Origin of the sequence: Streptomyces gilvosporeus (assembly GCF_002082195.1) — a bacterium.
Taxonomy (GTDB): Bacteria; Actinomycetota; Actinomycetes; order Streptomycetales; family Streptomycetaceae; genus Streptomyces; species Streptomyces gilvosporeus.
The window spans coordinates 3,245,400-3,267,271 of sequence record NZ_CP020569.1; the positions used below are offsets into that span (position 1 = coordinate 3,245,400).

The 21,872-nt window shown below is 72.4% G+C and carries 25 protein-coding genes; 17 read left to right on the forward strand and 8 right to left on the reverse strand.

What is annotated here, in order from left to right; genetic code table 11:
- Positions 1 to 1,137, reverse strand: a complete 1,137-nt coding sequence (locus tag B1H19_RS14345; protein ID WP_203237155.1) for a trypsin-like serine peptidase — start codon at positions 1,135 to 1,137, stop codon at positions 1 to 3.
- Entirely contained in the window at positions 1,137 to 1,433 is a 297-nt protein-coding gene (gene cutA / locus B1H19_RS14350; RefSeq protein WP_083109632.1) for a divalent-cation tolerance protein CutA, read from the reverse strand. The genes B1H19_RS14345 and cutA overlap by 1 nt, the downstream gene beginning before the upstream one ends.
- Positions 1,434 to 1,802: 369 nt before the next feature.
- On the opposite strand from cutA, the gene B1H19_RS14355 reads away from it, so the two are divergent.
- A complete protein-coding gene (locus B1H19_RS14355; RefSeq protein ID WP_083105126.1) occupies positions 1,803 to 2,168 on the forward strand; it encodes a cupin domain-containing protein in 366 nt (121 codons plus the stop codon).
- Positions 2,169 to 2,256: 88 nt separating this feature from the next.
- On the opposite strand, the gene B1H19_RS14360 is transcribed toward B1H19_RS14355, so the two are convergent.
- From B1H19_RS14360 to B1H19_RS14370, 4 genes are all read right to left on the reverse strand, one after another.
- Entirely contained in the window at positions 2,257 to 3,042 is a 786-nt protein-coding gene (locus tag B1H19_RS14360) for a sulfite exporter TauE/SafE family protein (protein ID WP_083105127.1), read from the reverse strand.
- A gap of 76 nt (positions 3,043 to 3,118) precedes the next feature.
- Positions 3,119 to 3,331, reverse strand: a complete 213-nt coding sequence (locus B1H19_RS38655; RefSeq protein WP_159028057.1) for a hypothetical protein — start codon at positions 3,329 to 3,331, stop codon at positions 3,119 to 3,121.
- Between the two features lie 50 nt (positions 3,332 to 3,381).
- Positions 3,382 to 4,686: a ferredoxin reductase family protein gene (locus B1H19_RS14365; RefSeq protein WP_237289825.1), complete on the reverse strand. Its 1,305-nt coding sequence runs from the start codon at positions 4,684 to 4,686 to the stop codon at positions 3,382 to 3,384.
- Between the two features lie 234 nt (positions 4,687 to 4,920).
- The gene (locus tag B1H19_RS14370) at positions 4,921 to 5,289 is read right to left on the reverse strand and encodes a hypothetical protein (RefSeq protein WP_272482228.1); all 369 of its coding nucleotides are present in this window, start codon (positions 5,287 to 5,289) and stop codon (positions 4,921 to 4,923) included.
- A 113-nt stretch (positions 5,290 to 5,402) separates the two neighbouring features.
- On the opposite strand from B1H19_RS14370, the gene B1H19_RS14375 reads away from it, so the two are divergent.
- The 12 genes from B1H19_RS14375 (at position 5,403) to B1H19_RS14430 (ending at position 17,060) form a co-directional block, all read left to right on the forward strand.
- Positions 5,403 to 6,227 carry a helix-turn-helix domain-containing protein gene (locus B1H19_RS14375; RefSeq protein ID WP_083109635.1) on the forward strand — a complete coding sequence of 275 codons (825 nt, stop codon included), beginning with the start codon at positions 5,403 to 5,405 and terminating at the stop codon, positions 6,225 to 6,227.
- The gene (locus B1H19_RS14380) at positions 6,224 to 6,511 is read left to right on the forward strand and encodes a DUF397 domain-containing protein (RefSeq protein WP_083105128.1); all 288 of its coding nucleotides are present in this window, start codon (positions 6,224 to 6,226) and stop codon (positions 6,509 to 6,511) included. The genes B1H19_RS14375 and B1H19_RS14380 overlap by 4 nt, the downstream gene beginning before the upstream one ends.
- 8 nt (positions 6,512 to 6,519) lie before the next feature.
- Positions 6,520 to 7,734 (forward strand): M20 metallopeptidase family protein, encoded by a 1,215-nt coding sequence (locus tag B1H19_RS14385; RefSeq protein WP_083105129.1) that lies wholly within the window; start codon positions 6,520 to 6,522, stop codon positions 7,732 to 7,734.
- Positions 7,735 to 7,846: 112 nt separating this feature from the next.
- Entirely contained in the window at positions 7,847 to 8,290 is a 444-nt protein-coding gene (locus tag B1H19_RS14390; RefSeq protein ID WP_083105130.1) for a GntR family transcriptional regulator, read from the forward strand.
- Positions 8,287 to 9,402, forward strand: coding sequence for a DUF1648 domain-containing protein (locus B1H19_RS14395; protein WP_083105131.1), 1,116 nt, complete (start codon positions 8,287 to 8,289; stop codon positions 9,400 to 9,402). The genes B1H19_RS14390 and B1H19_RS14395 overlap by 4 nt, the downstream gene beginning before the upstream one ends.
- Positions 9,403 to 9,450: 48 nt before the next feature.
- A complete protein-coding gene (locus tag B1H19_RS14400; RefSeq protein ID WP_237289295.1) occupies positions 9,451 to 10,536 on the forward strand; it encodes an alpha/beta hydrolase in 1,086 nt (361 codons plus the stop codon).
- A 232-nt stretch (positions 10,537 to 10,768) separates the two neighbouring features.
- Positions 10,769 to 12,085 carry an NAD(P)/FAD-dependent oxidoreductase gene (locus B1H19_RS14405; RefSeq protein ID WP_083105133.1) on the forward strand — a complete coding sequence of 439 codons (1,317 nt, stop codon included), beginning with the start codon at positions 10,769 to 10,771 and terminating at the stop codon, positions 12,083 to 12,085.
- 2 nt (positions 12,086 to 12,087) lie between these two features.
- Positions 12,088 to 14,727 carry a nitrite reductase large subunit NirB gene (gene nirB / locus B1H19_RS14410; RefSeq protein WP_083105134.1) on the forward strand — a complete coding sequence of 880 codons (2,640 nt, stop codon included), beginning with the start codon at positions 12,088 to 12,090 and terminating at the stop codon, positions 14,725 to 14,727.
- On the forward strand, positions 14,724 to 15,107 hold the full coding sequence (nirD, locus tag B1H19_RS14415; protein ID WP_083105135.1) for a nitrite reductase small subunit NirD: 384 nt from the start codon (positions 14,724 to 14,726) through the stop codon (positions 15,105 to 15,107). The genes nirB and nirD overlap by 4 nt, the downstream gene beginning before the upstream one ends.
- A 109-nt stretch (positions 15,108 to 15,216) precedes the next feature.
- Positions 15,217 to 15,726 (forward strand): SRPBCC family protein, encoded by a 510-nt coding sequence (locus B1H19_RS14420; protein ID WP_083105136.1) that lies wholly within the window; start codon positions 15,217 to 15,219, stop codon positions 15,724 to 15,726.
- Positions 15,723 to 16,061 carry an ArsR/SmtB family transcription factor gene (locus B1H19_RS14425; protein WP_203237156.1) on the forward strand — a complete coding sequence of 113 codons (339 nt, stop codon included), beginning with the start codon at positions 15,723 to 15,725 and terminating at the stop codon, positions 16,059 to 16,061. The genes B1H19_RS14420 and B1H19_RS14425 overlap by 4 nt, the downstream gene beginning before the upstream one ends.
- A gap of 57 nt (positions 16,062 to 16,118) precedes the next feature.
- Positions 16,119 to 17,060 (forward strand): oxidoreductase, encoded by a 942-nt coding sequence (locus B1H19_RS14430; RefSeq protein WP_083105137.1) that lies wholly within the window; start codon positions 16,119 to 16,121, stop codon positions 17,058 to 17,060.
- A 67-nt stretch (positions 17,061 to 17,127) separates the two neighbouring features.
- Here B1H19_RS14430 and B1H19_RS14435 read toward each other — a convergent pair whose 3' ends face one another.
- Complete coding sequence (locus B1H19_RS14435; RefSeq protein ID WP_237289297.1) at positions 17,128 to 17,757, reverse strand: hypothetical protein; 630 nt, start codon at positions 17,755 to 17,757, stop codon at positions 17,128 to 17,130.
- 251 nt (positions 17,758 to 18,008) lie between these two features.
- Here B1H19_RS14435 and B1H19_RS14440 point away from each other — a divergent pair, with 251 nt between their 5' ends.
- Complete coding sequence (locus B1H19_RS14440; RefSeq protein ID WP_083105138.1) at positions 18,009 to 19,922, forward strand: APC family permease; 1,914 nt, start codon at positions 18,009 to 18,011, stop codon at positions 19,920 to 19,922.
- 36 nt (positions 19,923 to 19,958) lie between these two features.
- Complete coding sequence (locus B1H19_RS14445) at positions 19,959 to 20,768, forward strand: maleylpyruvate isomerase family mycothiol-dependent enzyme (protein ID WP_083105139.1); 810 nt, start codon at positions 19,959 to 19,961, stop codon at positions 20,766 to 20,768.
- A gap of 43 nt (positions 20,769 to 20,811) precedes the next feature.
- On the opposite strand, the gene B1H19_RS14450 is transcribed toward B1H19_RS14445, so the two are convergent.
- Positions 20,812 to 21,231, reverse strand: coding sequence for a hypothetical protein (locus tag B1H19_RS14450; RefSeq protein WP_159028058.1), 420 nt, complete (start codon positions 21,229 to 21,231; stop codon positions 20,812 to 20,814).
- Between the two features lie 122 nt (positions 21,232 to 21,353).
- Between B1H19_RS14450 and B1H19_RS40335 the strand changes: the two genes are divergently transcribed.
- Together B1H19_RS40335 and B1H19_RS14455 are read left to right on the forward strand one after the other, a co-directional pair.
- Positions 21,354 to 21,485 (forward strand): hypothetical protein, encoded by a 132-nt coding sequence (locus B1H19_RS40335; RefSeq protein WP_257789443.1) that lies wholly within the window; start codon positions 21,354 to 21,356, stop codon positions 21,483 to 21,485.
- A gap of 15 nt (positions 21,486 to 21,500) precedes the next feature.
- On the forward strand, positions 21,501 to 21,806 hold the full coding sequence (locus B1H19_RS14455) for a hypothetical protein (protein ID WP_237289300.1): 306 nt from the start codon (positions 21,501 to 21,503) through the stop codon (positions 21,804 to 21,806).
- Positions 21,807 to 21,872: the final 66 nt, after the last annotated feature.

The following is a 21,872-nucleotide window of genomic DNA, read 5'->3' on the forward strand; positions in this document are numbered from 1 at the left end:
TCAGCCGTCCTGGGTGGCGCGGTTGTACAGGGCGAGGATCTCCGGCCCGAAGTACGGGCTGTAGGAGGTCCGGTCGCTGTGCGGGCCCTTGGGGCCGCCGCCGTTGAGACCGCCGATCAGGCCGACGATCCGGCCGGTGCCGGTCCCCTCGTCGAAGTCGGTCAGCCAGGGGCTGCCCGACGTGCCGCCGTAGAACCCGCCGCAGTCCATCCGCAGTTGGCGGGTACCCGACAGGCGGGTGGTGCGGGTGTCGCAGCGTACGGCCCGGTCCTGCGGGTCGTTGCGCACGCTCGGGTAGCCGACGACGGTGACGTCGTTCTGGTAACCGGGCGTGGTGGCGAGGGTGTTGCCCCCGGTGACGTCCTCGATGGCCCGGCCCTGGTCGTCCGGCAGGACGGTGGCGAAGGCGAAGTCCAGGTCGGCGCCGGCCCCGGTGGTGCCCCGGTTCGGGTAGTCGTAGACCGCGTCGATCGCCCAGACCCCGTACGGCTGGGTGGCCGCCCCGGAGGTGTACTGGGGGACGAACGCGGCGCGCGAGCCCGGGTTGCAGTGGCCGGCGGTCAGGATCAGATTCCCGCGGGGGCTGTGCACCACGCTGGCGGTGCAGTGGTGCGCCTTGGAGTTGCCGTCGACCGAGAACAGCACGCCGACGGACGCGATGCCGTCGAAGTGCCGGGCGACGGGCGACAGTTTGGACGCGGCACCGGGGTTGGTGGCGAGCGCCTCGGCCTCGGGGGGTACCACCGAGTGCCGGGGCTGCGGCCGACCGTGTGCCGGCGCTATGGCGGCGGCCATGCGTTTCGGCGTCCAGTAGCTGGCGGCGTCCTTGCCGGTCCAGGTGGCCTGGCCGCCCCCGTTGTCGGGCGTCGTCCCGTCCCCGTCGACCGGCTTGGATTCGGCCGCGTTGGCGGACTTGGTCACGGCCCCGTTGACGGGCTTGGTTTCGGCCCCGTTGACGGGCTTGGTTTCGGCCCCGTTTTCGGGCTTGGCCTCGCTTCCGTTCTCGACCTTGGATTCGCTCGCGTCATCGGCCTTGGCGAGACCCGGTGACGTCGTCACCGCACCGTGTGCCACCGTCGCCAGGCCCAGTGTGACGCCGAGCGCCACGATCGCCGCGCTCCCCCATCGCTGCCGCATCAGCTCGTCTCCTTCGTGATCCAGTCCAGATAGCCGGCGCCGCCCCGGACGATGGGGGTGGCGATGATCTCGGGGGTGTCGTAGTCGTGGGCGTCGAGGAGATAGCGCTCCAGCGCCTCGTACCGGGCGGCCGCCGTCTTGAACAGCACCTGCCACTCCCGGGCGGTCTCGACGGCGTTCTCCCACCGGTACACCGAGGTCACCGGCGCGCTGATCTGCGCACAGGCCGCGAACCGGCCCTCGATCGCACCGCGCGCCAGCCGCTCGGCCTTCTGCTCGGTGTCGGTGGTCGTCATGACGGCCAGGAAACGGGCCGACTGCCCGCCCGGACCGGACAGTTCTGGGCCGCCCGGTCTCTCCGGGCGGTACGGCTCGGGGTCTGCCACAGGTGTGCATCCTTCGCGTGGGGGGTGGGACGGCTCTCGGCCGAGGGGTGGAGGTGGACTACGGCGGTGCCTCGTAGCCGTCCCGTGATCGCCATGCATCGTACGGACCGTGATGATCGTCGTGCTCCTGGCGGGCCGCCTCTGGAGCGCATCCACCCGGACGCCCCCCTTTTCGTGGCGAACACCCGGCCTATACGGGATCCTCCCGGTTGCGGCAACTCGTACAGCGGCAAGGATGGAAGGGGAGTCCCGCCGCCGCTTCGCACGGAAAGGCCCGCCATGAACGACCTCAACGCCCTCGTCCGCGACCAGCTCGATGATGCCAGGGCCTCCGCACACGGCCGCAGCGCCCACCTCTTCCTGCACGACGGCCCGCTGCGGCAGACCGTGATCGCGCTGATCGCGGGAGCCTCGCTGGACGAGCACAACACCCCGCCGGCCGCGAGCCTCCAGGTGCTGAAGGGGCGGGTCCGGGTGATCCAGGCGCATACGAGCCAGGAGTTGAGGGCGGGTCAGGTCGCCGCGATCCCCCGCGAGCGGCACGGGCTGCTGGCCCTGGAGGACTCGGCCGTGCTGCTGACGGCCGTGCTGACGCTGGAGCCGCGGCCGCTGGGACCACCGCCGCTGGTGGCGGTACGCGGCTGAGGTAGGGGCCGGCGCCCGCATTCCCGACCCATCGCACCGCACCGCACATTTTCTCTCTTCACATTTTTCTGAATGTTCCGTATCATTCTTACGTGGCCAGCCACTGATCGAAGGCCAGCTTGCACAGCAGTCCGATGACCACGACCACGAGCACCCCGCGTACGAATCCGGCCCCGCGTTTGAGGGCCATCCGGGCGCCGATCAGGCCGCCGGTGAGATTGAGCAGGGCGAGCAGCGCGCCGAGTTGCCACAGCACGGTGCCCTGGATCGCGAACATCGTCAGCGCACCGAGGTTGGTGCAGACATTGATCACCTTGGAGGTGGCGGAGGAAGTGACCAGATCCATATGCAGGATGGCGGTGAGGGTGACGACGAGAAACGCCCCGGTGCCGGGTCCGATCAGGCCGTCGTAGAAGCCGAGGCCCAGTCCCGCGGCGAGGATCGCCGCCAGCATCCGCTGCCGGGTGACCGGTTCCGAGGGCGCGGGCGCCGTTCCGAAGGCGGGCCGGAAGAGGATGAAGAGCAGCACCGCGAGGAGGACGGCCATGATCAGCGGTCGCAGGACCGCACTGTTGATCCCCGCCGCGAAGAACGCCCCGCCGACCGATCCGGCGGCCGCCGCGAGACCGATGCGCAGCGCCCTGCGCACATCGATCGGCGCCTTGCGGACGTAGGTGAGGGCGGCCGCGGTGGTGCCGGCGACGGCCGTCGACTTGTTGGTCCCGAGGACGTAGGCGACGGGCGTATGCGGCAGCCCCACCAGCAGGGCGGGCAGAAGCAGCAGCCCACCGCCGCCCACCACGGCATCGATCCAGCCGGCGGTGAGGGCGGCCAGGCAGAGCAGGGTCAGGGTAAGGAGCGATATGTCAGGCACCGGTTGATCTTACGGAGCGGGCGGCGGCGAACGGGCGGCGCCGGGAGGGGGTTCGGGTTCGGGTTCGGCCGAGTCGTCAGGGCGCGGCCTGCGGGGGCCTCTCGGGGGACGAGTGGGCCGCCGGGGCCCGGTCGGGGGCCGGCGGGGCGGCCGGAGCCACCGCCAGGGAGAGCAGGGTGGCGGCGAGCGCGCTGGCCCCCGTAAGGCAGGCGACGAGCTGACGGCGGGCCCGGAGGGTGGCGACCGGGACGGCCGACGGCTTGCGGTGTCTGGCCAGGGGAGGAGGCATGGGGTGTCCAAGTGGTGGTGTGCGGGAGGCAGTTCGACGGCGGCCCGGGCTCAGAAGGTGAAGCGTTCCGTGTGGATGCGGGCGGACGGGACACCGGCGCGTTTCAGGGCGCTGATTGCGGACCTGGTCATGCCGGGCGGGCCGCACAGATAGACGTCGTGGTCCGGCAGGTCGGGGAGGAGGTTGCGCAGGGCGCGCGGGGCCAGCGGGTCGAAGGGGCCGTCGGAGGGGCCGAGGAGGTAGTGGAGCGCAGCGCCGCGGGAGCGGGCGATGGTTTCCAGTTCGCCGCGGAGGACCAACTGGTCGGCGCTGCCCGTCCGGTAGAGGAGGGTGAGGTCCCCGGGGACGGCGGGGAGGGTCTCGAAGAGGGCGCGCATCGGCGTGATGCCGACGCCGCCGGCGAGCAGCAGGACCTTGCGGCGGGTGCGCCGATGGGCGGTCAGTGCGCCGAACGGCCCGGTGGCCAGCACCCGTACCCCCGGGCGCAGTCGGCGGATGCGGCGGGTGTGGTCGCCGCACGCCTTGACGGTGATCCGGAGGGCGTCGTTCCGGGGCGGCGCGGAGAGGGAGAACGGCAGCGCCGTACGCCACAGCCGTCGGCCCAGGAAGCGCCACCGGAAGAACTGCCCCGGCTCGGCGCGCAACGCGTCCAGGCCACGGCCCTGGATGACGAGGGAGACCACCCCCGGCCCCTCGCTGCGCACCTCGCTGACGCGCAGATCGTGGCGCAGGGCCTGGCGTACGGGCACGATCAGCCGGTACCAGAGCAGCAGGACGCCGACGGTGGTGTGCAGCATCGTCCACAGCCAGGCGGCGAACGCCCCGCCGGCCAGGTCGGGGCCGGCGAGCTGGTGGGCGAAGGCGAGCGCGGCGCCGAGATAGGTCAGCAGGTGGAGGGCGCGCCAGGTCTCGTGACGGAGGCGGCGGCGTGCGGCGCGGGCGGACGCGGCGCCCACGGCGGCCAGTACGGCCGTACCGGCGGCGGCCGCGGCCAGGGCGGGATAGCCGAGCAGGTTGAGGGCGGTGGTGAGCAGGTCGGTGCCGTTGGCGGCGGTGTAGGCGCAGAGCGCGAGGGTGGCGTGGGCCAGGACCAGGGTGAGGACATAGCGGCCGCCCAGGGCGTGCCAGCGGGCCAGGCGGTCGGCGCCGACGCCGTGTTCGACAGCCGGTACGCGGGCCATCAGCAGCAGCATGACGAGGATGCCGTACGCCGCGAGCAGACCGGCCAGGTGCGCGAGCGTCGCGAAGAACGCACCGAGGCGAAGGGACGGGACGGCCTGCGCCAGCCAGAGGACGACGACCAGCGCAGCGCCGGCGGCCAGCCCGGCGAGCAGAGCGCGCGGTGAGATCCGCAGCGGCGCGGCGGGGGTACGCGACGGACGGGCGGGACGGGGCGGTGCCCCCCGCGGCACGCCCTGCTGCACGCCCTGCGGGGCGAGGCGGGTGTAGAGCGGGTGCGGGGCGTCGGGCTGGCTGGTCACCCGCCGAAACCTACGACCGAGTCGGGTTCCGAAACAGCAGGTCAGGCCGCAATTCCTGATCCTTAAGGTGCGCTTGAGGAAGCGCTGAAGGGGGGTTAAGAAGGGGGATCAGGAACGGCGGACCTCGGCTGCGCCGTGCGGTACGGGCAGCCGGGCGCCGCGGCTCTCCGCGATCCGGTGCATGGCGGTGAGCGCCTCGGTCAACTCGACGGTGAGGAGATGGAGTTCGCCGGACGTCCAGGTCCGCGCGCCCAGCACACGCTGCGCCTCCTCGATCAGCTCGGCGGCCAGATCGAGCAGTGCGCCCTCGATGTCGTCGGCGAGCCGGGCGACGTAGCCGGTTCCGTCGCTGACGAGGAAGCACGGATTGCCGTCGGGGCGCACCCATGGCAGCAGCCGCGCGCCGTTTGCTGCGTCCGTCATGTCGCCCATGTCGCCGACCTCCTGGAGGTGTTCGGGGTAACCGGATGTAGCCATTCGGTCACCCTGGCAACGCAACCGGCAATAGAATGAGGTCACTTAAACGGCGGTGTTTACACCGCCTGCCTGCCGCGATGTCGGCTGCGATCACAGGACGAGAGGTCATCGCCTTGGACGAGACGACCCCACCCGGGCACTTCAATCCGCTCCAGAGCTTCGGCCGCGACGTCAAACGGGTGCGCTTGGGCCGCAAGCTGACTCAGCAGCACTTAGGCGACGCCGCGGGCTACTCCTACGCCTACGTCAGCATGGTGGAGTCCGGGAAGGTGAAGGCCAGCGAGAAGTTCGCCAAGGGCTGCGATCTGGCCTTCGGGACGAACGGGCTCTTCGCCGGGATGCTCCAGAGGATCGACGAAGGGGACCACCCGTCGTGGTTCGTCCCGTATCTGAACCTGGAGCGGAAGGCGTCGCGGATACTTGCCTACTCAACGAACCTGGTGACAGGCATCGTCCAGACGGAGGACTACGCGCGGACCGTCTTCCAGGTATCCAACCCTCGGGCTAGCGCTGAGGGGATCGAAGACAAGGTTTCGGCCCGGCTACGGCGACGCGAGGTATTCGAAGGAGACACCCCACCATTTCTGTGGGTCATCCTGCACGAGGCGTGTCTGCGAACAGTCGTGGGTGGCGCCAAGATCATGGCCGGACAGCTCGACTACCTGCTGGCGGTCGCCGCAACACCCCAAGTCGAGCTCCAAATCATGCCGTTCGCGGCGGGGTTTCCGGCTACGTCCACGATGCCCTTCACGGTGTTGCGCTTCCCGGACTCCCCCACCGTGTTGTACACGGAGACCCGGGTAGGAGGCAGAATGCACGACTCCGCACAAACGGTCGAAGCCGCCCTGGATGACTACGATCTACTCAGGGCACATGCGTTGGCCCCGGATCAATCACTGGCCCTGATCAAGAATCTGCTGAAGGAGTACCGAGCATGATCCCCGACTTGGACCTCGCCACTGCCAACTGGGTCAAGTCGTCCTACAGCGAAGGCAACGGCGGGGAGTGCGTCGAGTTCTCCCGCGACTTCGCGTGGACCAAGTCGTCCTACAGCGACGCCAACGGCGGCCAGTGCCTCGAATTCTCCCGCGCCCTCACCCACCCCCACGGCCTCGTCCCCGTCCGGGACAGCAAGAACCCGGACGGTCCGGCGCTGATCTTCCCCGCGCCGCTCTGGTCCTCGTTCGTCGACGCGGTCAAGAATGGGGGGCTCCCCACGTAAGGAGCCCCATGAACCTCCGCGACGACGCCCGTGCCCTCTCCGACGACCTCGTGCGGATGCGCCGCGCGGTGCACCGTACGCCCGAGACGGGGCTGGATCTGCCCCGTACGCAGGAGGCGGTGCTGACCGAACTGGACGGCCTGCCGCTGGAGATCCGCACCGGCGACTCGCTCAGTTCGGTGACGGCGGTGCTGCGGGGGAAGGCCGACGGGCCGGTGGTGCTGCTGCGCGGCGACATGGACGCGCTGCCGGTCGCCGAGCGCACCGGGCTGGACTTCGCGGCCGGAAACGGAAACATGCACGCGTGCGGGCACGACCTGCACACCGCCATGCTCACCGGCGCCGCCCGGCTGCTCTCGGCGCACCGGGACCGGCTGGCGGGCGATGTGGTCTTCATGTTCCAGCCGGGCGAGGAGGGGTACGACGGCGCGCGGCACATGCTGGACGAGGGGCTGCTGGCGGCGGCAGGGCGGCGCCCGGAGGCCGCGTATGCGATCCATGTGCTGTCGGCCGGACTGCCCGGCGGCGCCTTCCGCACCCGCGGCGGCACGATGATGGCCGCATCCAACGTGCTGCGGGTGACCGTACGCGGCGAGGGCGGGCACGGGGCGATGCCCTACCGTGCGAAGGACCCGGTGCAGGCGGCGTGTGCGATGGTGAGCGCGCTCCAGGCATGGATCACCCGGACGTTCGACATCTTCGACCCGGTGGTCCTGACGGTCGGGACCTTCCACGCCGGCACCAAGTCGAACGTCATCCCGGACACCGCGGTCTTCGAGGCGACCGTCCGCAGCTTTTCTCAGGCCGCCCAGGCCAGGGTCAAGGACGGCACGGTGGAGGTGTGCCGGGGCATCGCGGCGGCCTACGGGGTGGGCGTGGACGCGGAGTTCGCGGCGCTGTACCCGGTGACCGTCAACGATGACGACGAGGCGGCCTTCGTGGGGGACGCGGTCCGCGAGGCGATGGGCGAGGAGCGGTTTGCGCCGCTGCCGCAGCCGCTGACCGGTGCGGAGGACTTCTCCCGGGTGCTGGCCGAGGTCCCCGGCGCGATGATCTTTCTCGGCGCCCCGCCGGTCGGCGCCGACCCCGAGCGCAGCGCCAACAACCATTCCCCGCTGGCCGAGTTCGACGATGCGGTGCTGGCCGACGGGGCGGCGATGTACGCGGAGCTGGCGGTGCGTCGGCTGGAACGCGGCCCTGCGCACGCCCCGGCGGAGGCGTAACTTCCGCCCCGAAACGGCCCCTTGACGCGTCCTTGACGTATTTCCCGTAGCCTCACCCGACCCCCGTGTTCTATAAAAGCTATAACAGAGCGACAGTGCAGCAGGAGCGACCGTGATCCTCACCCTCGACATGGACGGCGAAGTGCCGATCTATCAGCAGATCCGGGACCGGATCGTCGAGGCCATCGCGTCCGGCCGTCTGGTCGAGGGCAGTTCGCTGCCCTCGACCCGGCAGCTCGCCGTCGATCTGGGCATCAACTTCCACACCGTGAACAAGGCGTACGACCTGCTGCGACGGGAGGGACTGCTGCGGGTCAACCGCAAGAGCGGCGCGGTGGTGCAGCGCGACGCCCGCAGCGGCCCGCCCGAGCCGGGCTTCGCCGCCGAGTGGGAGACCCGGCTGCGGACCCTGCTCGCCGAAGCGGTCGCCCACGGGAGCGGGGATCCGGCCGTACTGGACAGCTGCCGGACCGTCCTCGCCTCGTTCACGTCATCCGCGCCCGCCGCACGCGGTGCGGACCACGGCGCAGACCTAGGAGACACGGGGACAACATGAACACCGCAGTCATAGTGGTCGACGGGGTCACGCCCGCACTGCTCACGGGGCTGGCGTGGCTGATGCCGTCGCTGATCGGCCGGACCCTGCCCTTCGGGGTACGGACGCCCGCCGAGCGGGCCGACGCCCCGGTGATCGCCGAACAGCGCGGGCGCTACCGGTGGCGGGTCGCCCTCGGCGGCGCGGTGGTGATCGCGGCCGGTCTCGTCCTGTCGGCCGTGCTTCCGGCGTCCGCCGTGCCGCCCGTCGTCCTGCCCGCGCTCGTTCCGCTGCTGACCGTCGTCGTCTGGCTGGTCGCCTATCACCGGGCCCGGGTGGCGATCATGGCGGTCAAACGGCGCGAGGACTGGTACCGCGGGCTGCGTCAGGGCGTGGTGGCGGACACCTCGTTGCGTACCGACCCGGAGCGCTTCCCCTGGCCGTGGTCCCTGCCCGCGCTGCTGGTCTGCGCCGGGACGGCGGTGGCGGGCGTGCTGCGCTACCCCTCGCTGCCCGACCGGCTCCCCCTGCACTTCGGCAGTTCCGGCGTCGACCGCTGGGGCGCCAAGTCGGTCGGCACCGCGTTCTTCCCGGTCTTCGCGCAGATCGCCACCACCGCGGTGATCCTCGTGGTGACCTGGCTGGCCTTCCGGTCCCGGGCGGATCTCGACCCGGCGCGCCCTGCCGACTCCGCGCGCCGGCACCGGCGGTTCACGGTCCGCACCGCGGTCTCCCTGTTGGTGCTGGCGGCGTGCGTCAATCTCACGATGTTCGTCGGGGCGTGGGCGATGTGGCACCCGGACCAGCAGGTCTCCCTCGTCCTCGCGATGCTGCCGATCCTGGCCGGAACCGTCGTCACCCTTGTCGTCGCGTTCCGTACGGGCCAAGGCGGCAGCCGGCTGCCCGAGCCGGAGGGCGCGGAGCCGGAGGAGGACACCGGCGTGGTGCGGCGCGACGACGACCGGTACTGGCACGGCTTCGGCTCGCTGTACGTCAACCGGGCCGATCCGGCGATCTTCGTGCCGAAGCGCTTCGGCATCGGCTGGACGGTCAACTTCGGCAATCCGCGGGGGCTGCTGGTGTTCGGGCTGCTGCGGTCGCCGGTGGTCGTGCTGCCGCTGCTGCTCCGCTGACGGGTCCGCAGAGCGGCCCCCACCTTTCCCAACTCCCCGGGAGACACCATGCGTTTACGTACATCTCGGCGCAGCGGCATGCTCGCCGTCCTCACCGCGCTGGTCGCCATCGCCACGACCGGCCCGGCATCAGGAGCGAACGAGGCGGCCAGGGCTCCCCGTGCCGCGCTCGTGCCCGCCGCCGACCGCGAGGTGCGTTTCACGGCGGACGGCACCACGGCGTACGGCACGCTGCACATCCCCGCCCACCGCGCGGGGCGGCGGCTGGCCGCGGCGCTGCTGATCCCCGGGAGCGGGCCGACCGACCGCAACGGCGACGAGCCGCCCGGTTTCACCCCGCACACCCTGGCGCTCTTCGCGGACGTCCTCGGCCGTGACGGGGTGATGACCCTCCGGTTCGACAAGTACGCCACCGGACGCACGGGTATGGGCGGCCGCGCCACCGCCCCCGACATGGCCGCCTACACCCGCCAGGCCGTGGCCGCGTACGACACGCTGCGCGCCCGGCCGGAGGCCGATCCGCATGCGCTGCTCGTCGTCGGGCACAGCGAGGGCGGTCTTCAGGCCCTGCTGGTCGGCCGTGCCGCACGGGTCAGGCCCGCCGGGCTGGCGCTGATCGCCCCGCAGGACATGCGGCTGCTGGACATGGTGCGCATGCAGCTGGCGGACGGCCTGGACCGGGCGGTCGTGGCGGGACAACTCACCGTGTGGGAGGCGCAGTTGAACAAGACAGGTGTCGCACGGGCCATCGCGGACTTCCGTGCCGGGCGCCCGGTGGACACCTCGGGGCTGCTGCCGTCCGTCTCGGCCGTCCTCCGGGGGATGTTCGGTCCGGTCAATGCCGCCTTCGTCCGCAGTGACGATGCGATCTCGCCGCCGAAGGCCGCGCGGGGCGTCGCCGCGGGGACGCGGGTGACGGTCACCTGCGGCACGGCCGACACCAACGTGCCGTGCCGCACCACTCCCCCGCTGCTGGGCGCCCTCACCGCGGCCGGTGCCACCGGTACCGGGCTGCGGGTGCTGCCCGGCGTCGACCATCTGCTGCACCGCGCCGGAGCCCCCGCCGACGCCCGCACGCTCGCCCCGGCGGCGCGGCGCGCCCTGCACGACTTCGTCCGGCCCTGGCGGCGGTGAGCGGCGAGCTGCCGGCGGCCGCGCGTGTCCGTTCGCCGCGCTTGTATGCCATGAGCATGTCCGTTCGCCGCGCTGCCTACGGCATGAGCACGTCCGCCCGCCGTCCTCACACGGCATGAGCGTGCCTGTTCGGATCCCTCACACGGCGTCCGCCCGGTCACTGAGGGCAGCGTTCCGTTGGGGAAACAGAGGAGATGCGGGCGGGTAACAGCCGGACCGCAGGCTGACGGGCATGACCTCGAGTACGCGTGTGGTGGTGATCGGCGGCGGGATGGCCGGTGCCCGGCTCGCCCGCCAGCTGACGGCCGGGACGGGACCGGGGGCGGCCGCCCCTGCCTCCGTCGGCGTCACCGTCATCGGTGAGGAGCCGGATGCGCCCTACAACCGTGTGCTGCTGGCCGAGGTCCTGGCCGGCCGGTACGCGCCGGAGGTCATCGCGCTGCCCGCGCCCGGCGCGGCGGTGGACTGGCGCGGCGGGGTGCGGGCGGTGCGCATCGACCGGGCCGCGCGGCGGGTGTGGTGCGATGACGGGGCGTACGTTCCGTATGACGCGCTGGTGCTGGCCACCGGGGCCAACCCCGTTCTGCCGCCGCTGCGCGGCCTGCTCTCCCCCGGGGGAGGCGACCTGCCCGACGGTGTGCACCCCTTCCGCACGCTGGACGACTGCCGCGCGCTGGCCGCCGCGGCGCGCCCCGGCACCCCCGCGGTGGTGATCGGCGGCGGGCTGCTCGGCGTCTCGGCGGCCCGCGCGCTGGCCGGGCGCGGCGCCCGGGTCGTCCTGGCGCACCAGGGCGAGCACCTGATGGAACGCCATCTCGACCCGGACGCCGGAGCGCTGCTCGCCGCGCATCTGACCGCCCTGGGCATCGAGGTGCACACCCAGTGCCGGGTACGGGGCCTGGAAACCGCCGACGGGGCGGCGCGCGCCGTCGAGTTCGCCGACGGCTACCGCCTGGACGCCGACGTGGTCGTCCTGGCCTGCGGCGTCCGGCCGCGCACCGGGCTCGCCCACGCGGCCGGCCTGGACGTCGGGCGGGGCATCCGCGTCGACGACTCCCTGCGCACCGACGACCCGCACATCTACGCCATCGGCGACTGCGCCGAACACCACGGCACGGTCTACGGGCTGGCGGGCGCGGCCCAGGAACAGGCCGATGCGCTGGCCCGCGTGCTGACCGGTGCACCGGCCGGCCCGGTGCCCGACCCGGCCCCGTACACCGGGACCCGGGCGCTGACCCGGCTGACCCTCACCGCGCATCCGGCGCCCGCCCACCTGGCGCCCGCCGGCCCGGCCCCCGCCGTGCCGGCCTCCTTCGACCTGGCCGCCTTCGGCGAGACCGTCCCGCTCCCCGGGGACGATGTGGTCCGCCTCTCCGACGCCACCCGCAGCGCGTACCGCAAGGTCGTCGTCCGCGGGGACCGGCTGGTCGGCGGCATCCTCCTCGGCGATCTCGGCACTGTCGGCGCGCTCGCCCGCACCTGGGAGGGCGACGAACCGCTCCCCACCGCCCCCCTGCTCCATCTGCTCACCACCGACGGAGGCTTCTGATCATGGCCGCAGCCGCCAGCCCCACCAGTGCCCGCACCGACCGCCCCACGATCGTCCTGATCGGGCACGGCATGGTCGGCCAGCGCTTCCTCGAAGCCCTCGCCGAACGCGGCGTGACCGAGACCTCGCGCGTCGTCGTCCTGTGCGAGGAGCCCCGCCCGGCGTACGACCGGGTCCAGCTCACCTCGTACTTCTCCGGCCGTACGCCCGAGGATCTGTCCCTGGTGGAGCGGGACTTCATGACCCGGCACGGCATAGAGCTGCACCTGGGCGACCCGGCCGAGACCATCGACCGCGCGGCCCGTACGGTCACCGCCCGCTCAGGTCTGGCCATCCGGTACGACACCCTGGTGCTGGCCACCGGCTCCTACCCCTTCGTCCCGCCCGTCCCCGGCAAGGACAGCACCGGCTGCTTCGTCTACCGCACCATCGAGGACCTGCTGGCGATCGAGGAGTACGCCAAGAACGCCGCCACGGGGGCGGTCGTGGGCGGCGGACTGCTCGGCCTGGAGGCGGCCGGTGCGCTCACCGGCCTGGGGCTGAACACGCATGTGGTGGAGTTCGCGCCGCGGCTGATGCCGGTGCAGGTGGACGACGGGGGCGGCGCGGCGCTGCGGCGCACCATCGAGGACATGGGCGTCACCGTGCACACCGGCGTCGGCGGCAAGGAGATCACCGCGGGCGAGGACGGCGCGGTGACCGGTATGGAGCTGTCGGACGGCTCGCGGCTGGACACCGACATGGTGATCTTCTCCGCGGGCGTCCGCCCGCGCGACCAACTGGCCCGCGACTGCGGCCTGGAGGTCGGTGAGCGCGGCGGCATCGTCGTCGACGCGACCTGTCGTACCGGCGACGCCGCGGTCTACGCGATCGGCGAATGCGCGCTGGCCTGCGACGGCCGGGTCTACGGCCTGGTGGCGCCGGGTTACGAGATGGCCGACACGGCGGCCGCCGCCATCGCCGCGCAGGAAACCGACGGCTTCACCGGCGCCGACACCTCCACCAAGCTCAAGCTGCTGGGCGTGGACGTGGCGTCCTTCGGCGACGCGCACGGGGCCAGTGAAGGGGCCCTGGACGTCGTCTACTGCGACTCCCGCGCCGGGGTCTACAAGAAGCTGGTGGTGGGCGCGGACGGCACGCTGCTGGGCGGCGTCCTGGTCGGCGACGCCGAGGCGTACGGCATGCTGCGCCCGCTGACCGGCTCCGTACCGCCCGTCTCGCCCGAGCAGCTGGTCCTGCCCGCCGGCGCCGGCGCCCCGGTCGCCCTCGGCCCGTCCGCCCTCCCCGACGACGCGGTGATCTGCAACTGCCACAACGTCACCAAGGGCACCATCCGCGGCGCGGTCACCGAGCACTCCTGCGGCACGGTCCCCGAGGTCAAGAAGTGCACCAAGGCCGGCACCGGCTGCGGCTCCTGCATCAAGGCGCTGACCACCCTGGTCAACGACGAACTGGAGCTGAACGGCGTCACCGTGGACAAGGGCCTGTGCGGCTGCTTCCCGCACACCCGCGCCGAGCTGTACGAGGTCGTGCGGACGCTGCGGCTGGCCTCCTACGAGGAGTTGCTGGCCTCGCACGGTCGCCCGGAGGCGCGCGACGGCGACGGCTGCGAGATCTGCAAGCCCGCCGTCGGCTCGATCATCGCCTCGCTCGCCCCGTCGGTCGGCGCCGACGGCTACATCCTGGACGGCGAACAGGCCGCCCTCCAGGACACCAACGACCACTTCCTGGCCAACCTCCAGCGCAATGGCTCGTATTCGGTCGTCCCGCGCATCCCGGGCGGCGAGATCACCCCCGAGAAGCTGATCGTGATCGGCGAGGTGGCCCGCGACTTCGGCCTCTACACCAAGATCACCGGTGGCCAGCGGATCGACCTGTTCGGCGCCCGCGTCGACCAGCTGCCGCTGATCTGGTCCCGGTTGGTGGACGCCGGCTTCGAGTCCGGGCACGCGTACGGAAAGGCCCTGCGCACCGTCAAGTCCTGCGTCGGCCAGACCTGGTGCCGCTACGGCGTCCAGGACTCGGTCCGTATGGCCATCGATCTGGAACTGCGCTACCGGGGGCTGCGCTCCCCGCACAAGCTCAAGTCCGCGGTCTCCGGCTGCGCCCGGGAGTGCGCGGAGGCCCGCGGCAAGGACTTCGGCGTCATCGCCACGTCGAACGGCTGGAACCTCTACGTCGGCGGCAACGGCGGCGCCGACCCGCGCCATGCGGACCTGCTGGCCCAGGACCTGTCGGACGCCGAACTGGTCCGCCTGATCGACCGCTTCCTGATGTTCTACATCCGCACCGCGGACCGGCTGGAGCGCACCTCCGCCTGGCTGGAACGCATCGAGGGCGGCCTCGACCACGTCCGGGACGTCGTCGTCCACGACTCCCTGGGCCTGTGCGACGAGCTGGAAGCCCTGATGGCCGCGCACGTCCACCACTACCGCGACGAATGGGCCGAGACCCTCAACGATCCCGAGCGCCTGGCCCGCTTCGTCTCCTTCGTCAACGCCCCCGAGGCGCCGGACCCCTCCGTCCGCTTCACCCCGGAGCGCGACCAGATCAAGCCGGACCTGACGCTGCTGGCGGGCCCGACCCTGCCGGTGCGCACCCTCGAATCCGTTCGCCCCCTGGAAGGGACCTCCGCCCGATGACCACCGCCACCACCACTGAGGTCGCCACGACGGACGCGGCCGAGAGCACCACGGTGGAGATCCTCGGCCCCGACGGCTGGCTCCCCGTGTGCACCCTGGACCGCCTGTCCCCCGGGCGCGGCGTGGCCGCCCTGCTGCCGGACGGTGCCCAGGCCGCCCTGTTCACCGACCGCGCGGGCCGCGCCTACGCCATCGGCAACCGCGACCCCTTCACCGGCGCCCAGGTCCTCTCCCGCGGCCTGACCGGCACCGCCGCGGGCCGCCCCTACGTGGCATCGCCGCTGCTCAAGCAGCGTTTCGACCTCGCCAGTGGGGAATGCCTGGACGATCCGTCGGTGTCCGTACCGACCTATTCGGTGCGGACCCGGGGCGGCGCCTGATACGGCCTTTCGCAACCGTTGGGTTGCGCCTCCCGTCGGCACGTGCAACCATCGGGTAGCAGATGGAGCGGTGCGTGGAAACGCACGCGAACCGACGGGAGGCCCCCTCATGACCACCGACCCCCAGGACACCACCGACACCACCGACACCAAGAACGCGTCGGACACCAAGGACCGCATCGCACGCGAGATCAGCATCGCCGCGCCCGTGGAGCGCGTCTGGGCGGTGCTGACCGAACCCGCACACGTCGGCTCGTGGTTCGGCCAGGGCGAGCCCACGCCGGTCGATCTGCGGCCGGGCGGCATCATGCACCTGGACCACGGCGAGTACGGCCAGTTCCCGACGGTGATCGTCACGGTGGACCCGCCGCACGTCTTCGCCTACCGCTGGGCCAGCGCACACCCCGGCGACGTGGCGACCGAACACAACTCCACCCTCGTCGAGTTCACCCTCACCCCGGAGGGCGACGGCACCCGCCTGCGCGTGGTGGAATCCGGCTTCGCGCGCCTCTCCATCCCCGAGGAGCGCAGGCGGACGGCCTCCTACGAGAGCCACTCCGAGGGCTGGTCCGGGCAGGTCGAGAACATCCGGCAGTACGCGGAGCGGCTCACCGTATGACGCAGCGGCCCGACGCACCCACCGACGCCGTGGCGGAGGTGCTGTCCGCACTGGCGGACCCGACCCGCCGCCGGATACTCGACGCCCTCGCCGACCGCGGCGAGGCGACCGCCACGGCCCTGGCGGCGGAGCTGCCGGTCAGCCGCCAGGCCATCGTCAAACACCTGGGCATCCTCGACCGGGCGGGCCTGGTCGCCGGCCACCGGGCGGGCCGCGAGTCCCGCTACCGGGTCGTCCCCGAGCGCCTGGAGGCCACCGCCCGGTGGATGGACCGGGTCGCGGCCGACTGGGACACCCGTCTGGCGGCCATCAAGCGGCTGGCGGAGGGGAGCTGACCCGGGCGCCGTCGCGCCCCAGGCGTACGCTGGTGATCCCCTACCGAGGAGTACGGCGTGACCCGGTGGAACACCAGCCACATCCCCGACCAGACCGGCCGCTCCGTGGTCGTCACGGGTGCCAACAGCGGCATCGGCTATGTCACGGCGCGCGAACTGGCACGCTGTGGCGCCCGTGTGGTGCTGGCCTGCCGCAACGAGGCGCGCGGCGGCGCGGCGCTGGACCGGCTGCGCAGCGAAGTCCCCGCCGCCGAGGTCGAGTTCCGGCAGCTCGACCTGGCCGACCTGTCCTCCGTACGGGACTTCGCGGCCGGTCTGGACACCTTCGACGGCGACCGTCTCGACCTGCTCATCAACAACGCGGGCGTGATGGCGCTGCCGTACCGCACCACCGCGGACGGCTTCGAGATGCAGTTCGGCACCAACCACCTCGGCCATTTCGCGCTGACCGGCCTGCTGCTGCCCAAGCTCCTCGCCACCCCAGGCTCCCGGGTGGTCACCGTCTCCAGCATGATGCACGCGCTGTCCGACATCGACCTCACCGACCTCAACAGCGAGCGCTCCTACCGCCGTTGGATCGCCTACGCCCGCTCGAAGAGCGCCAATCTCCTCTTCACCCATGAGCTGACCCGCCGCCTGGCCGCGGCCGGCTCCCAGGTCGTCGCGGCCGCCTCGCACCCCGGCTACGCCGCCACCAACCTCCAGACCGCGGGCGCCCGCATGGAGGGCCGCACCTCCGCCGAACGCGCCATCGCCGTCGGCAACCGCCTGATCGCCCAGTCCCCGGACGGCGGCGCCCTCGGCACGCTCTGCGCCGCCACCGCGCCCCATATGCGCCCGGATTCCTTCGTCGGCCCGCGGAGCGGACTGCGGGGCGCCCCGGCCCCGTCCTTCCGCGCACCGTGGACGAAGAAGGACGCGACGGGGGAGCAGCTGTGGGCCGCTTCGGAGGAGTTCACCGGGGTGCGGTTCGACTTCTCGTTGGCGGCTGCGGCCTGATCCGGCCGGGGCCGGCGGGCCGGTCCGGGGCCCGTCCGGGGCCCGGACCGCGGCTGACGGCTCCGGTCTACGGCCTGTCGGTCTTCGGCCCCGGCCGCGGTGCGTCCATCCCCGACGCCTCGAACACCGCCCGCGCCCCGGCCCCGTCGATCCGGTCCGCCAGCGCCTGGAGCGAGGCCGTGCCGCCGCGGAGCAGCCCGCTGGCGCGGGAGCGGCGTACGCCCTGGTCGACGTGATGCCACAGGAGTGGATTCGCGGTGAGCACCTTGAGGTCGACCTCGACCCGGCCGCCGAGGGCGTCGTGGAGCAGCAGACGCGGCGCCATGGTGTCGTGGCACACGACGCGGACCAGCAGATCGGTGCGTACCGTCCGGGTGCGCAGGAGGCCACGGGACACCAGCCGGTGCCCGCAGGCCGTGACCCGGGGCGGGCAGAGGAGCGCCGGGAACACCAGCGCGACGGCCGTCCAGTACAGCAGGCGCAGCGGTGTGAGCGTCCCCTTGCCGAAGTCGACGAGCAGGATCAGGGCCAGCAGCCCGGACGCGCACCACAGGGCGGCGCGCAGGTCGGACGCCCAGGTCCGGTCGCGGGCGGGCGATCCGCCGTCGCGAGCGCGCAGCGGCGATGACGCCGACCGCATCACGGGCCGCTGCGCCGCCCGTACCGAGTCCGACCCGAGGCCGTGTCGCTGTCGCATGGCGATGACGCTAGGTCGGCGGGCTCCGGCCCCCGTGACCTGCGGCCGAGACGTTGACGGGGCGCTGATACGACGCCGCGGAACCTTGACGCGGCGCTGACGGCGGCATCTCGTCGGCGTCCCGCGCGTCAAAAATCCGTGAAGATCGCCCCCTCCCCCGCCAAGGGGACGCTAGGGGCGGCGGAAAACGCCCGGAACGCCCCCGACGCTGGGCGGGTCCCACCCAGTACCGCACGGAGGTACGACGCACCATGTCGACCGTGTCCCAGCCCGGCAGCCGGCCCGAGGAACTCCCGGATGCCGAGGAGCCGCCGGATACCCCGGCGCGCGCCACCACAGACGCGGCGGGCGACCGCCACCGCCTCACGGCCCTCCAGGGCCTGGCCGCGCTCTCCCTCGACGCCATGGCCTCCGTCGCCTACGGCCCGGAGTCGATCGTCCTGGTCCTGGCCGCGGCCGGCGCGTACGGCCTCGGCTTCACGCTGCCCGTCACCCTGGCCATCGCCGCGCTGCTCGCCGTACTGGTCGCCTCGTACCGCCAGGTGATCGCCGCCTTCCCCAACGGGGGCGGTTCGTACGCGGTCGCCAAGGCCCATCTGGGCCGCCGTGCCGCCCTGGTGGCCGCCGCCTCGCTGATCCTCGACTACGTGCTGAACGTCGCCGTCTCGGTGACGGCGGGCGTGGCGGCGCTCACCTCCGCCTTTCCCGCCCTCTACGGCGACCGCGTCTGGGTCTGCCTCGCCGTTCTGGTCCTCATCACCGCCATCAACCTGCGCGGCATCGTCGACTCGGCAAAGGCGTTCCTCGTCCCCACCGCGGTGTTCATCGCCGCCATCCTCGGCATGATCGTCGTCGGCCTCTTCCGTGACGCCCCGGCCTCCACCGTCACCGCCGACGGGCATGCCTCCGTCCTGGCCCACAACGCCACCTCGGTGGGCGCGCTGCTGCTCCTGAAGGCGTTCGCCTCCGGCTGCTCCGCGCTGACCGGTGTCGAGGCGGTCGCCAACGCGGTGCCGTCCTTCCGGGCCCCGGCCCCCAAGCGCGCCCAGCGCACCGAGGTCGCCCTCGGCGCCCTCCTGGGCGTCATGCTGATCGGCCTGTCGCTCCTGATCGGCCGCTTCCACCTCCAGCCGGTCGAGGGCGTCACCGTCCTCGCCCAGCTCGCGGACGCCTCCCTCGGCCACAACTGGGCCTTCTACGTCGTCCAGTTCGCCACCATGGTGCTCCTCGCCCTCGCCGCCAACACCTCCTTCGGCGGCCTGCCGGTCCTCATGGGCCTGCTCGCCCGCGACAACCACCTCCCCCATGTCTTCGGCCTGAAGGCGGACCGCCAGGTCCACCGTCATGGTGTCCTCGCCCTCGCCGCCGTGGCGGCGGCCCTTCTCGTCTTCTCCGGCGGCGACGTCAACACCCTGGTCCCGCTCTTCGCCATCGGGGTCTTCGTCGGCTTCACCCTCTGCCAGGTGGGCATGGTCCGCCACTGGTACGGCGTGCGCTCCCGCGGCTGGCGCGCCAAGGCCGCCCTCAACGGCTTCGGCGCCGTGCTCACCGGCGTCTCGGCCGTCATCGTCACGGCCACCAAACTCACCGACGGCGCCTGGCTGATCGTCCTCGCCCTCCCCGTCCTCGTCCTCGCCTTCGAGGCCGTCCACCGCGCCTACGCCCGGATCGGCGAGCGGCTGGGCCTGGGCCGCGTCCCGGAGGCCCCGCACGCCGCCCGCTCCCTGGTCGTCGTCCCCGTCTCCCACCTCTCCCTCCTCACCTCCGAGGCGCTGAACGCGGCGGTGTCCCTGGGCGACGAGGTGATCGCGGTCACCGTCACCCACGACGATCCCGAGGACCGCCCGGCCGCCGACGCCCTGCGCCGCGACTGGGAACTGTGGAACCCGGGCGTGGACCTCCTCGAACTCCCCTCCCGGACCCGCTCCGTCGGCCGCCCCATAGCCGACTACGTACGCACCCTGGCCGCCCATCGCCCCGCCACCCGCATCACGGTCCTGATCCCCGAGGCCGAACCCGCCCACCTCTGGCAGCGCCTGCTCCAGAACCAGCGCGGCGCGGTGGTCGCCCACGCGGTACGGCGCCATACGGATGCGGTCATCTGCCGGTTGCGGTTCCGGCTGGAGGCGGAGGGGGTGCGGGGCGGGGCCCCGCGGGTGGGATGACGGCCGTTGTCAGTGGCCGCCCTTACCGTGAGGGACATGGATCTCACGCTGAGCTATGACGACCACTGCACCGAAATCGCCCACCAGACCGCGCTGCTGGCATCCGCCCTGACCGCCGCCGCGGCACCGCCCTCCCCGCTCTCCGCCGCCGTCCCCTCCTGTCCGGACTGGAACCTCGCCCAGCTGCTACGCCACCTGGGCGAGGCCCACCGCTGGGTGGCGGAGATCGTCCGGACCCGGGCCGCCGAGCCGCCGCCCGACACCGCCCTCCGCACCCTCCCGCGCGACGCCGCGCAGACCCCGTCCGAGCTGGCCACCTGGCTCACCACGGGCGCCCGACAGCTCGCCGGCACCCTCCGCGACGCGGGCCCCGACACCCGGATCTGGACCCCGCTCCCCTCCGGCACGACCCGCTTCTTCGCCCGCCGCATGGCCCACGAATCGGTCATCCACCGCGCCGACGTCACGCTGACCCTCGGCACGGACTTCGCCGTGGACCAGCGCGTCGCCCTCGACGCCCTCGACGAATGGATGGAACTCGGCTCCCTGCCCGAGATGTTCGACCACCACCCCGAGCGCCGCGCCCTCCTCGGCCCCGGCCGCACCCTCCACTTCCACGCCACCGACACCCCGCCCGAGGCCGCCGCCGACTGGCTCGTCGACCTCACCGGCGACGCCCTCGCCTGGCGCCGCTCCCCCGGACCGGCCGCCGTCTCGGTCCGCGCCCCGCTGACCGACCTCCTGCTCCTCGTCTACGGCCGCCGCCCGGCCGACACCGAGCCGTACGAGATCCAGGGGGACGCGGAGCTCCTCGACTTCTGGCTGGCGGAGGTGATCTTCGCCTGACCGTTGACCGTCCCGGCCGCGGACGGTCCTTTGAACCGCCCGGTCAGTCGATCCAGACGCTCGCGCCGGCGTCGGATTCGGTGAACCTGCCCGGGCGGACCGTGGAGTCGACCTCACCCGTGCAGTGGGGTCCCGTGAAGACGTACGCGATGGCGTCGTGGGTGCGGTTGGCCACGGTGGTCGGGGAGCCGTCGCCGGCCGGGTAGCAGCCGCTGGGGTGGAAGTGGGGGTAGCCGTTGACGATCAGGAAGCCGTCGGCCGCGTAGGCGGCCCCCGGTGCGGCGAGGCCGAACACCGCGGCGGTGGCGAGGGTGCCGAGGGCGAAGACGGTGCGACGCATATGTGTCCCTCTCTCCTGGCGGCAGGCGGCGTCCGTCGCCGCCCGCAGAGGATCGACCGTACGGGGTCCCGCGTCCGCCGTCATGACCCCGTGGCAGGCCAACTCCCCCTCGGTGTCCGGCATACGCGCGACGCACGCTCTCGTAGTCGAACCCTCCAACCCGCGCCCTTGTCCGTTCCCACAGAGGTTGGGGCCGTAGTGACAACGCCCTGACGGGGCGTAACCGGGCGTGGAATTCTGGAAGTATGACGATGCCGCCCGAAGTGCCGTGTGAGGAGTGCCGGGGGACCGGCGCCGTCGAGTGGGAGACACAGGGCGGCAACATCACCACGACGCAGTGCTCGCGGTGCATGGGCACCGGCACGGTGCCGGCGTAGGAGGCGGACGAGGACGTGACGACCCCCCGTGAGGGCAACCGGTTGCGGGCACTGCCCCCCGAGTACGTCGACAGAATGCGCTGCACGCACTGCGAGCTGCGGAATATGAAGCTTCCCGGTACGGCGGGCGGGCTGTGCATTCCCTGTTATGCGCTGGAGCGGCAGACGGCGCCGCGGCGGACCAGTCAGGGGATGACGCTGGCCAACTTCGTGTCCGATCCGTGCATGGGGTGCGGTTCGCATGCCGTGGATGCCAACGGATGGGCGTTTTGGTGCGATGCGTGCGGGATGCAGGTCGCGGTGGCGTATCCCGATTCGTGATCCGGGGCCCTAGCCGGGGCCCTTCTCGCAGGCCGGTCCGCCGGGCCGATTCGTCCAGGTGCAATG